The 10,928-nt window shown below is 69.6% G+C and carries 14 protein-coding genes and 1 tRNA gene; 10 read left to right on the forward strand and 5 right to left on the reverse strand.

What is annotated here, in order from left to right:
* Positions 1 to 8: 8 nt before the first annotated feature.
* Positions 9 to 941, reverse strand: a complete 933-nt coding sequence (locus NVS83_RS23020; protein WP_258741600.1) for a hypothetical protein — start codon at positions 939 to 941, stop codon at positions 9 to 11.
* A 111-nt stretch (positions 942 to 1,052) separates the two neighbouring features.
* Between NVS83_RS23020 and NVS83_RS23025 the strand changes: the two genes are divergently transcribed.
* From NVS83_RS23025 to NVS83_RS23050, 6 genes are all read left to right on the forward strand, one after another.
* Positions 1,053 to 1,388: a hypothetical protein gene (locus NVS83_RS23025; RefSeq protein WP_258741602.1), complete on the forward strand. Its 336-nt coding sequence runs from the start codon at positions 1,053 to 1,055 to the stop codon at positions 1,386 to 1,388.
* A gap of 24 nt (positions 1,389 to 1,412) precedes the next feature.
* Entirely contained in the window at positions 1,413 to 1,718 is a 306-nt protein-coding gene (locus NVS83_RS23030) for a hypothetical protein (RefSeq protein WP_258741603.1), read from the forward strand.
* 193 nt (positions 1,719 to 1,911) lie between these two features.
* Complete coding sequence (locus tag NVS83_RS23035) at positions 1,912 to 2,241, forward strand: hypothetical protein (protein ID WP_258733796.1); 330 nt, start codon at positions 1,912 to 1,914, stop codon at positions 2,239 to 2,241.
* 153 nt (positions 2,242 to 2,394) lie between these two features.
* Entirely contained in the window at positions 2,395 to 2,682 is a 288-nt protein-coding gene (gene gatC, locus NVS83_RS23040) for an Asp-tRNA(Asn)/Glu-tRNA(Gln) amidotransferase subunit GatC (RefSeq protein WP_258741604.1), read from the forward strand.
* 5 nt (positions 2,683 to 2,687) lie between these two features.
* A complete protein-coding gene (gene gatA, locus NVS83_RS23045; protein WP_258741606.1) occupies positions 2,688 to 4,169 on the forward strand; it encodes an Asp-tRNA(Asn)/Glu-tRNA(Gln) amidotransferase subunit GatA in 1,482 nt (493 codons plus the stop codon).
* Entirely contained in the window at positions 4,160 to 4,465 is a 306-nt protein-coding gene (locus NVS83_RS23050) for a chorismate mutase (protein ID WP_258741607.1), read from the forward strand. The genes gatA and NVS83_RS23050 overlap by 10 nt, the downstream gene beginning before the upstream one ends.
* Before the next feature lie 36 nt (positions 4,466 to 4,501).
* On the opposite strand, the gene NVS83_RS23055 is transcribed toward NVS83_RS23050, so the two are convergent.
* Together NVS83_RS23055 and NVS83_RS23060 are read right to left on the reverse strand one after the other, a co-directional pair.
* Positions 4,502 to 4,810 (reverse strand): DUF6455 family protein, encoded by a 309-nt coding sequence (locus NVS83_RS23055; RefSeq protein ID WP_258741608.1) that lies wholly within the window; start codon positions 4,808 to 4,810, stop codon positions 4,502 to 4,504.
* A gap of 61 nt (positions 4,811 to 4,871) precedes the next feature.
* Positions 4,872 to 5,843, reverse strand: coding sequence for a threonine dehydratase (locus NVS83_RS23060; RefSeq protein WP_258741610.1), 972 nt, complete (start codon positions 5,841 to 5,843; stop codon positions 4,872 to 4,874).
* A gap of 183 nt (positions 5,844 to 6,026) precedes the next feature.
* On the opposite strand from NVS83_RS23060, the gene gatB reads away from it, so the two are divergent.
* Together gatB and NVS83_RS23070 are read left to right on the forward strand one after the other, a co-directional pair.
* Positions 6,027 to 7,502, forward strand: a complete 1,476-nt coding sequence (gene gatB, locus NVS83_RS23065) for an Asp-tRNA(Asn)/Glu-tRNA(Gln) amidotransferase subunit GatB (protein ID WP_374115108.1) — start codon at positions 6,027 to 6,029, stop codon at positions 7,500 to 7,502.
* A gap of 50 nt (positions 7,503 to 7,552) precedes the next feature.
* The gene (locus NVS83_RS23070; protein ID WP_258741619.1) at positions 7,553 to 8,020 is read left to right on the forward strand and encodes a GNAT family N-acetyltransferase; all 468 of its coding nucleotides are present in this window, start codon (positions 7,553 to 7,555) and stop codon (positions 8,018 to 8,020) included.
* A 50-nt stretch (positions 8,021 to 8,070) separates the two neighbouring features.
* Here NVS83_RS23070 and NVS83_RS23075 read toward each other — a convergent pair whose 3' ends face one another.
* Both NVS83_RS23075 and NVS83_RS23080 read right to left on the reverse strand, forming a co-directional pair.
* Positions 8,071 to 8,754, reverse strand: a complete 684-nt coding sequence (locus NVS83_RS23075) for a hypothetical protein (RefSeq protein ID WP_258741620.1) — start codon at positions 8,752 to 8,754, stop codon at positions 8,071 to 8,073.
* A 344-nt stretch (positions 8,755 to 9,098) separates the two neighbouring features.
* Positions 9,099 to 9,377, reverse strand: a complete 279-nt coding sequence (locus tag NVS83_RS23080; protein WP_258733788.1) for a hypothetical protein — start codon at positions 9,375 to 9,377, stop codon at positions 9,099 to 9,101.
* Positions 9,378 to 9,703: 326 nt separating this feature from the next.
* Here NVS83_RS23080 and NVS83_RS23085 point away from each other — a divergent pair, with 326 nt between their 5' ends.
* Positions 9,704 to 10,414, forward strand: coding sequence for a glutathione S-transferase family protein (locus NVS83_RS23085; protein WP_258741622.1), 711 nt, complete (start codon positions 9,704 to 9,706; stop codon positions 10,412 to 10,414).
* Between the two features lie 164 nt (positions 10,415 to 10,578).
* Positions 10,579 to 10,670 (forward strand) — tRNA-Ser (locus NVS83_RS23090).
* Positions 10,671 to 10,928 lie beyond the last annotated feature (258 nt).

A 10,928-nucleotide genomic window follows, 5' to 3' on the forward strand; every position in this document is an offset into this window, starting at 1 on the left:
GGCGCCGTTCACCCCGGGGCGGTGGCGGCGAGCCCACGGCGCACCGCCCGGGCCTGACGCACCAGCGCGGTCGCCAGCAGCATCTCCATCGCGTCGACGAGCGCGGGCCGGGCGACAAATCCCGGCCCGCCCTGCGCACGCTCCTCGATCCGCCGCACGAGGCCGGCGTCGACCGCCTGCTGGAGGATGTCGACGATGTGCGAGCGCGAGAGCTTGTAGGAGCGCGCCAGTTCGGCGGCGGAGAGCGGCGCACCGGCGCCCCCATTCTCGAACAGCGCGAACGCCAGGATCAGCCCGCCGTCGCGCTCGACGAACAGTTCGAGGCTCGGCACGTCGAACACCGGGCGCCATCCGGCCCGGATCGGTTCCACCAGCGCACCGACATAGGCGGCGAGGAACGTTTTGTCGCGCAGGCGCGCGAGGCCCTCCGCTCCTTCCGGGAGGGCACTCGCGAGCGCCTCCAGCATCACCGCCCAGCGCTCCCGGTGCAGGTCGAGCAGGCGGTCGGTGACGACGAGCCGGCGCCGGCGGCGGTCATCGTCGGGCGCCGATGCCACCAGCCCGAACAGCCGGCACGCGGCGAGCACGGCGCTGACTCGCCCGGGGCTGCAGATGTCGAGCGCTGCCGCCTCGGCCTTCAGCCGGCCGGAGGTCAGGCCCTGCGCCTCGGGCGGCTCGAAATGCAGGTCGATCATCAGCGACATCAGGGTCAGCCGGCCGCGATCGTTCATCAGCCGGGAGAGCAGGCGGTCGTTTCGGTAGGAGGCGCAGAGCTTGGTGGCGGCGGTGCGCGCGATGCCGGGGAAATCGGGCCGGGCATGCAGGCGGGAACGTTCCGCCTCCTCTTCCGCCGACAGGGCCGGATCGGTTCGGACCGCGGCGAGGGGCGGGGCGTCGTCGCTCTCGCGGACCCGTGTTGCGGGCACTCCGGCGAGCATCATCGCCGTCCCCGGCTCTGGCCGAAGCGATCAAAAATCGACATTGTGTCTCCCCCTCCGTTCGGCTCTAAGTCGCGCCGTTTCCGCAACGATACGTCCAGGCGAGGACGCGACATGACCGGACTTCGTTCTTTCCTTCCAACCGTGACGGTCGGCGCTGCGCTGGCACCGCTGCTCTCGGTGCTGGGTGTGGTGGGCCTGCCCGCGCCGTCGGCGCAGGCGGCCGTGGTCTATTGCACCGGTCCGGGTGTGCCGGCCGGCTGCGTCGTGCGTGCGACGCCGCTCGCCGGGCCGAATCCGGTGGTGCGTGCCGCGGTCTATTGCACCCGGCCGGGTTATCCGGTCGGCTGCGTGCCGGGCCCCGCTGGCGCGCCGGCGGCGCGCGCGGTCGTCCGGCCCGGGCCGGGCGTGAATCTTGGCGGGCCGGTCAACCGACCGGGCCTGCGCTGAATCCCACCTCCGAAGGAGATTAGCATGACCCTCTCTCGTGTCGTCCCGGTGCGGGAGGCTCTCGCGGCCGCCTGCCTTGGTGCGCTGATGTTCGCCGCCGCGCCGGCCCATGCCGACAAGGCCTCGGCCGATGCCTGCGCCGCCTCGCTGTCGGCCGACGGCAAGGCGATCTACGCCGCCGCCATCGGGCAGGTGAGCTCGGGCGCGGATGTGCGCGAGACCGTCACCAGCACCACCAAGTCGCTCGCCATGTCCGGCCAGATCAGCCGCGGCAGCGCCCGCAGCAATGCCGAGGCGGCCGGCGCCTGCCTCGCCCAGGTCGGCTCGTGATTCGACGGGCGGCGGGCGACCGCCGCCCGGTATCCCGCCGGCAATCGAAGAGGGCCGGCAGACCAGGCATTCGCGGGGGAACAGTCGGCGCCGTCGGCGCTTGTCGAGGGGGCGTCCTGCCCGACTCCTCGGGCGGGTGACACGAAAGTAACGCTTTCGGGTTACCTTTGGCCACGTCACGCGAGGAAGCGACATGACTGCGAATCACAGCCGACTTTCGTTCCTGGCCCGCGCGGGGGCCGCCGCTGCGCCCGCCGCCCTGCTTTTCGCCGGCCTTTCCTTCACCGCTCCGGCGCCTGCCGATGCCGCGGTGGTCTACTGCACCGGCCCCGGCTATCCGCGCGGCTGCGTGGTGCGCCCGACCCCGGCGCGTACCACCGCCAGGGTCATCTACTGCACCCGTCCGGGCTACCCGGTGGGCTGCGTTGCCGGCGGCCCGGCGCGTGCGCAGACCCGCGCTTTGGCCCGTCCCGGCCCCGGCGTGAACCTCAATGGCGGCGTGAACGGCCCCGGCCTGCGCTGACCGCCCTCGCCGGGACGCCCCCGCCCGGACTTCGCCGTCCGGAATCGCCACCGGCCATCCTCCATCCCCGCCCGAAACCGGCGCCCTGCGTTGCGGGGCGCCGTGCCCGCCTGCTATAGGGCGCGCATCGGTTTCAGAGGATTGGAATTTCGGATGTCGGTCGATCAGGCGACGGTCCGGCGCGTGGCGCATCTGTCGCGCATCGCCGTGACGGAGGAGGAGGTGGCTCACCTCCAGGGCGAGCTCAACGCCATCCTCGCCTTTGTGGAACAGCTCGGCGAGGTGGACACCACCGGCGTCGAGCCGATGACCAGCGTCATCCCGATGAAGCTGCCCCTGCGGGCGGACGTGGTGAACGACGGCGCCGCCGCCGAACGGGTGCTCGCCAACGCGCCCGCCAGCGAGGATGGCTTCTTCGCCGTCCCGAAAGTGGTGGAGTGAGCGCCATGTCCGATCTGACCCGCCTCACCATCACCGCCGCCCGCGAGGGCCTCGCCAGCCGTCATTTCACGGCCACCGAGCTCACCCAGGCCTATATCGACGCGATCGAGCCGGCCGGCGACCTCAACGCCTATGTGCTCGTCACGCCCGAGAAGGCGCTGGAGATGGCCAAGGCCAGCGACGCGCGCATCGCCAAGGGCGAGGGCGGCAGGCTGGAAGGCATTCCGCTCGGCATCAAGGACATGTTCGCGACCGAGGGCGTGCGCACCACCGCCTGCTCGCGCATCATCAAGAACTTCCTGCCGCGCTACGAATCGACCGTGACCTCGAAGCTCTGGAGCGAGGGCGCGGTGCTGCTCGGCAAGCTGAACCAGGACGAGTTCGCCATGGGCTCGTCCACCGAGACCAGCGCCTTCGGCTGCGCCGTCAACCCGTGGCGGCGCAAGGGCTCGGAGCAGCCGCTGGTGCCCGGCGGCTCGTCGGGCGGCTCGGCGGCGGCGGTGGCCGCGCATATCTGCGCCGGCGCGGCGGGCACCGACACCGGCGGCTCGATCCGCCAGCCGGCGGCCTTCACCGGCACGGTCGGCATCAAGCCGACCTACGGGCGCTGCTCGCGCTGGGGCATCGTCGCCTACGCCTCCTCGCTCGACCAGGCGGGGCCGATCGCCCGCTCGGTGAACGATGCCGCGCTGCTGCTGCGCTCCATGGCCGGCCACGACCCCAAGGATTCGACCAGCGCGGACCTTCCCGTGCCGGACTATCAGGCGGCGGTCGGCGGCTCGATCAAGGGCAAGCGCATCGGCATCCCGAAGGAGTACCGGGTCGAGGGCATGTCGCCCGAGATCGCCGCGCTCTGGGACAAGGGTGCGGACATGCTGCGCGACGCGGGCGCGGAGATCGTCGAGATCAGCCTGCCGCACACCAAATACGCGCTGCCGTCCTACTACATCGTCGCGCTAGCCGAGGCCTCGTCCAACCTCGCGCGCTATGACGGCGTGCGCTACGGCGAGCGGGTCGAGGGGCGCGACATCATCGAGATGTACGAGAAGACCCGTGCCGCCGGCTTTGGCGCCGAGGTGCGCCGGCGCATCATGATCGGCACCTATGTGCTGTCCGCCGGCTATTACGACGCCTATTATCTGAAGGCGCAGAAGGTGCGCACGCTGATCAAGCGCGACTTCGAGACCGCCTTCGCCGACGGCATCGACGCCGTGCTGGCGCCGACAACGCCCTCGGCGGCGTTCGGTATCGGCGAAAAGTCGGGAGCCGATCCGGTGGAAATGTATCTGCAGGACGTGTTTACGGTGACGCTGAACATGGCCGGCCTGCCGGGCATCTCGGTGCCGGCCGGGCGGTCCTCGGAAGGGCTGCCGCTGGGCCTCCAGCTCATCGGCCACCCGTTCGGCGAGGCAGGGCTGTTCGCGCTGGCGCAGGTGATCGAGGACGCCGCCGGGCGCTTCGAGTGCCACGACAAGTGGTGGCTGTGACCGTGCGCATCCTGCCCGAGAATGAGCGCTCCCTCGCGCCCTTCCGGGCGGAGATCGATGCCATCGACGGCGAGATCGTCGAACTGCTCGCCCGCCGCTTCGAGGTGGTCAAGCATGTGATCGCGGTGAAACGGGCGGAGGGCCTGGCGGCGCTCCTGCCCGAGCGGGTCGAGGATGTGGTCGAGAAGGTGATGGTGCGCGCCGAGACCAAGGGCGTGCCGCCCGAGCTGGTCGAGAAGCTCTGGCGTATCCTCATCCAGTGGGTGATCGACTACGAGAACGAGCGGCTCGGCTGAGCCAGCCCTTCGTCGGTCCTTCGGTGCGCTTCCGCGTCAGCTGCCGCTGCCGGCGGCGTCCAGCGAGCACACGGCCTCGCTGAGCGAGGCGAACTCGATGTCAGCCTGGCGCTCGGCCCAGCGTGCGAAGGGCTCGACGTTACGGCAGAAGCCGGGCGGCGGCTGGTTCTCGGAAGCTTCCGCCAACCAGGCGCGGCATTCGTCGCCGGACTGACATCCGAGGCAGCGCTGCACCGCCGCGCGCAGCTCGCGCTCCGACAGGGTCGGGCTGTCGACGTCGACCCCCGCCTGCTCCAGCATCCGGCCGAACAGGGCCAGACGTTCGTCGATCGTGTCCACCTTCATGTCCGCCTCCTTCGCTTTGCCCGATCGTGGCAAGAAGGTGGCCGGCCGGCGTTGATCTTCCTCAAGCCGCCGGGGTAGGCCCGCCCGCGACCCAGTCCCGGAACAGGGCGAGGTCGATGTTGCCGCCTGAGAGCACCACGCCCGCGCGCCGGCCGTGCAGCGTCTCCTTCTCGCGCAGCAGCGCGGCGAGGGCGGCGGCGCCGGCGCCTTCCGCGAGGTTGTGGGTGTCCTCCCAACAGGCCCGCACGGCCGCCGCCACCTCGTCGTCGCTGACGGTCGCGATGCGCGAGGCGCCCTCGCGGATGATGGCGAGCGCCCCGGCATCGGGCACCCGCACCGCGAGCCCGTCCGCCTTCGTGTCGGCGCTGTTGGTCTCCACCGGATGGCCGGCCTCGAAGGACAGCGCATAGGCGGGGGCGTGCGCGCTCTGCACGCCGACGATCTCGGTCGAAAGGCTGAGCAGGTCGCGGGTGAGGATGGCGCCGCATATGCCCGAACCGAGGCCGATCGGCACGTATAGCACGTCGAGTGGCGGCGCGGCGCGGAACAGCTCCAGCGACCAGGTCGCCACGCCCAGCACCAGGTCGCGATGGAAGGAGGGCGCGAAGGTCAGCCCCTCCCGCGCGGCGAGCTCCATGGCGTGGGCGCGGGCGGCGTCGAAATCGGTGCCGTGCTCGATCAGCCGCGCGCCGAGCGCCGCCATGGCGGCGTTCTTCTCGAGGCTGTTGCCGTGCGGGACGACGATGGTGACCGGAATGCCAAAGCGCGCGCCGGCGAAGGCGAGCGACTGACCGTGATTGCCTCGCGTGGCGGAGATGATGCCGCGCGGGGCGCCTCCTTCCCGGGCAAGACGCGCCAGATGGATCAGCCCACCGCGCACCTTGAAGGCGCCGGTCGGGGTGTGATTCTCGTGCTTGACCCACACCTCCGTGCCCGCCCGGCGCGCCAGCATCGGCCAGGCATATTGCGGCGTGCCGGCGAATACGGCGTGGATGTCGGCCAGGGCGCTCTCGAGCTCGTCGATGGTGAACATGGTATCGGCTCGACCTCGCTTGGCTGGGAAGGCTGGCGGTGGAGGGCGGGCGCCCGCCGGGGATGGCGGCCGGAGCGGGCGCCGGTTGCGGGTCCGCGGTACACGGAGTAGGGAAACGGCGCAATCGGACGTTCTCACGACCCGTTCCGCGCCGATGACCTATCCAGACGAGGCCCGCCGAGGATGAACATGCACGCCCGCCCCGCCGACCCGAAGAAGCTGATCAAGGGCGCGACCGGCGACTGGGAAGTCGTGATCGGCATGGAGATCCATGCCCAGGTCACCTCCAATTCCAAGCTGTTCTCCGGCGCCTCGACCGCCTTCGGCGGCGAGCCCAACAGCCATGTCTCCCTCGTCGACGCGGCCATGCCCGGCATGCTGCCCGTCATCAACGAGGAATGCGTGAAGCAGGCGGTGCGCACCGGGCTCGGCCTGAAGGCCGAGATCAACCTGAAGTCCGTCTTCGACCGCAAGAACTACTTCTACCCGGACCTGCCGCAGGGCTACCAGATCAGCCAGTACAAGAGCCCGATCGTCGGCGAGGGCGGGGTGCTGGTCGACACTGCCGAAGGGCAGATCGAGATCGGCATCGAGCGCCTGCATCTGGAGCAGGACGCGGGCAAGTCGATCCACGACCAGCACCCGACCATGTCGCTGGTCGACCTCAACCGTTCGGGCGTGGCGCTGATGGAGATCGTCTCCCGGCCGGACCTGCGCTCCTCGGAGGAGGCCAAGGCCTATGTGACCAAGCTGCGCACCATCCTGCGCTATCTCGGCACCTGCGACGGCGACATGGAGAAGGGCAACCTGCGCGCCGACGTGAACGTCTCGGTGCGCAAGCCCGGCGACGAGTTCGGCACGCGCTGCGAGATCAAGAACGTCAACTCGATCCGCTTCATCGGCCAGGCGGTCGAAACCGAGGCGCGCCGGCAGATCGGCATCATCGAGGATGGCGGCACGATCGAGCAGGAGACCCGCCTGTTCGACCCGAACAAGGGCGAGACGCGCTCCATGCGCTCGAAGGAAGAGGCGCACGACTACCGCTACTTCCCGGACCCGGACCTGCTGCCGCTCGAATTCGACCAGGCTTTCGTCGACGAGCTCGCCCGGCATCTTCCCGAGCTGCCGGACGAGAAGAAGGCGCGCTTCGTCTCCGCCTACGGCCTGTCGGCCTATGACGCCGACGTGCTGGTCGCGGAGAAGGCCACTGCCGATTATTACGAGGCCTGCGCCGAGGGGCGCGACGCCAAGGCGGCGGCGAACTTCATCATCAACGAGCTGTTCGGCCGGCTGAACAAGGACGGCAAGGACATCGAGACCTCGCCGGTCTCGGCCGCGCAGATCGGCGCCATCGTCGACCTGATCGCCGACAAGACCATCTCCGGCAAGATCGCCAAGGACCTGTTCGAGATCGTGTTCACCGAGGGCGGCGACCCGCGCGAGATCGTCGACGCGCGGGGGATGCGTCAGGTCACCGACACCGGCGCCATCGAGGCGGCGGTCGACGCCATCATCGCCGCCAACCCGGACAAGGTCGAGCAGGTGAAGGCGAAGCCCACCATGCTGGGCTGGTTCGTCGGCCAGGTGATGAAGCAGACCGGCGGCAAGGCCAACCCGCAGGCGGTGAACGAACTGCTCAAGGGCAAGCTCGGCATCTGAGGCGGGGACGAGCCGTGACCGGCGAACAGGGCAAATCGCAGGCTTGCGGCGTGTCCGTGAGCATCGAGCGGGCGACGCGGGCGGACCTGCCGGAGATCGTCGCCATCCTCGCTGCCGACCGCCTGCTGGGCGAGCGCGACACCACCGACCCGTCGGTCCTGCCGGTCTATGAGGAAGCGTTCGAGGCGGTCAGCGCCGATCCCAACCTCGCGCTCTACGTAGCGCGCCGCGAGGGCCGGGTGCTGGGCACCTTCCTGCTGGTGGTCTTCCCCGTGCTGGTGCGGCGCGGCGCGCGAATCGGCGTGCTGGAGCAGGTGCAGGTTCACCCGGAGGCGCGCGGCAGCGGCATCGGCTCCGCGATGGTCACGTTCGCCATCGCCGAGGCGCGCCGGCGCGGGGCCAACTCGCTCCAGGTCGCGACCAACAAGAAGCGCCTCGACGCCCAGCGCTTCTATGAGCGCCTCGGCTTCGAGCGCCGGCACGAAGGCTTCAAGCTGGATCTGGGCGGGCCGGCATAGCCGCCCTGCCGGGTGCGTTCAGGACGCGCCGCTCGGGAAGCGGGCAGTATTCAGGGCAGGCATTTCGCCATGAAGACGTGCCACGCCTTGGCGCCGGTGAGGTTGTGGCTCGCCTTGTAGACCTTCCACGCCGCGTTGCAGCGGTTCAGCGCCGCGCGCTCGTCCTCCTTCTCCTCATCCTGCTCGTCGGCGTCCGCCGTGGCATCGCCGATCGGGCGCGTGCCGACGGAGGGAACGGAGGTGCGCGGCTTGGCGGCAGCGTCGCTTCCCGGGTTCTTCGGGGCCGCGCCGGTCTCGGGCGCCTTGGCCGGAGGGGTGGAGGGCTTGGCCGCATTGGCGCCGGCCGCGGTGCCGGCGAGGCATTGCTGCGCGAATTCGCGATAGGTGAAGTCGCCGGTCTGGTTCTTCGCCTTCATCTCGTTCCACAGGTCGGCGCACTGCTTGATCGAGGGCTGCGCCGCCGTGGCCGCCGGACCGGTGGGAACAGGCGCACCGGAGCCGGAGGGCTTGGCCGCCGGCTTCGAATCGCCCGGCTTGGCGGGCTCGGGCGAATCGGCCGCGGCGCCGTCGTCGTCCGACAGTTCGGCAAGGCACTGGCGGGCGAAGTCGCGATAGGTGAGGTCGCCGGTCTTGTCCTGCGCCTTCATCTGGTTCCAGCGATCCGCGCAGGCCTGTGTCGGTGAAGACTGCGCATGCGTCGGCGCGGGCAGGGCGAGGGCGGCCAGGAGAAGCACGCAGGCCCACGCGGCCGCGAATCGTCTGGGCATGCGGCTCGGCGAATACAGGCGGCTCGGCGTCGGCATGAGGCTTGGCGCTGGCAAGAGGTACGGCGTTGGCAAGAGGTACAGTCGGCGGAAGCGAAGGCCGGCGCGAGGCCGGCCTTCCCGGGAGAGCTTAACCGTTTCGGCCCGACGGGGCGAGGGGACGGCGCCGTCAGGCGTGGCCAACGGCCAGTCGACTGTCCCGCCATGCGTGCCGATCGCCGGCGGGAAGCATCAGTTCGCAGGAGCGCCCATCGCAGGCGATGGGAATCGACCCCGGCCGGCGCGGATGTCGCGAACCGGCGGGGCCGCCACGCTCACGCGCCCTTCATGCACTTCGAGATGAAGTCCTTCTGGGTCACGCCCTTGAGCTTGCCCGCCTTGTGGTCGACCGACCATTCCTTCTCGCAGCTCTTCTGCTGCTTGGAGACGGCGACCTTGCTGGTCTTGGGCTTCTCAGGCGTGGCACTGGCGTGAGTCGCGGTAGCGGCGGGAGCAGCACCGGCCGGCGCCGTGCCGGACGAGGCAGCGAAGGCGGAAGCCGACGCGAGGACGAACGTCGCGGCGGTCAGCCCGGCAAGGAGGCGCTTGGTCATTTCTTGAAACCCTCGTTTCACATCCGCGTCGTTGCGGACGGCGCGATTACTTATCCGCCTCATGTCGAAATTTGGACGGAATCAAGCAAAAATTTAGCGAACTCTTTAACGCTTTGCTTGGTGATGACGTATCGGCAAGTAAAACCGTAAAATAATAAGTATACATGGTGACGTACCGTCACCTAACCTTCTGCCCCGTGCCGGCGCCCTGTACGCCGCCCCCGCGCGTGCGGGCGCGCGTTTCGCGCGTGCTTGCCAGCGGCGGGCGCTGGTCCTAGTTCTGGTGTGGAAACGCCCGCGGGGGCGATGCGGAAGGCGTTCTGTCCATGGCCGAGCTTCAGACCCAGCCGATCCAGCTCTATTACTGGCCGACGCCCAATGGCTGGAAGATCAGCATCATGCTGGAGGAGTGCGGGCTGCCCTACGAGGTGCGCCCGGTGAACATCGCCCGCGGCGAGCAGTTCAAGCCCGATTTCCTCGCCATCTCACCGAACAACAAGATCCCGGCCATCGTCGACCCGCAGGGCCCGGACGGCGCGCCGATCTCGGTGTTCGAGTCGGGGGCGATCCTTCAGTATCTCGGGCGCAAGACCGGCCAGTTCTACCCGGCCGACGAGCGCGGGCGGGTCGAGGTCGACCAGTGGCTGTTCTGGCAGATGGGCGGGCTCGGCCCGATGGCCGGGCAGGCGCACCATTTCCGCATCTACGCGCCCGAGAAGCTGCCCTACGCCGTCGAGCGCTACACCAACGAGGTGCACCGCCTCTACGGCGTGATGAACCGGCGCCTGTCTGACCGCCCCTACATCGCCGGCGACTATTCCATCGCCGACATGGCCTGCATCGGCTGGGCCAAGCTTTGGGAGCGCCAGGGGCAGAGCCTCGAGGAGTTCCCCCATTTCGCCGCCTGGCTGGAGCGGGTGCTGGCGCGGCCGGCGGTGAAGCGGGGTCTCGCGGTGAACGCGGAGGATCGCGGCAAGATCGACCTCGCCACCGACAAGGAAGCGCGCAGCATCATGTTCGGCCAGCGCGCGCGCTGAGGCGGACGAGGGCGCCGGGCCACGCGCGCCGCGGCCCCCGGGCCGGCGGTGGACGTCGCTGTGCAGTGGGAGGGGACACGCGGCGAAAGCCCTTGACCGGCGGGATGGGGAAACCTAGACAGGTCGCCGCCGATACGGTGCGCGCCGCGCAGCCGGTGGCGGCTGGAGACGTGGCCGAGAGGCTGAAGGCACTCGTTTGCTAAATGAGCAGGCCCCCAAAAGGGTCTCGAGGGTTCGAATCCCTCCGTCTCCGCCATTCGCCGCTCATTGCCCTCTGTAGCGCGATACTGGCGCCAATCACCGCACTTGTGTCCCACGGTGCTAAGAGCCGCTGATTCTAAGCTGCAGCCAGACAAATCTTAAAGCCATCGAACGGCAGCTTCCGACCCGATTCCGTTGAAAAACTCGGCCTGTGAGGCGCGCCGGCACGAAGGCGGGTTTCGCCGGTGGACGCCTTCTCCGGTCATGCCGGGCTGATCTGCGGTCCGCCCGGGAGGAGCTTGGCGAGCTTCCT

The sequence above is a fragment of the Ancylobacter mangrovi genome, from assembly GCF_024752335.1.
Taxonomy (GTDB): Bacteria; Pseudomonadota; Alphaproteobacteria; order Rhizobiales; family Xanthobacteraceae; genus Ancylobacter; species Ancylobacter mangrovi.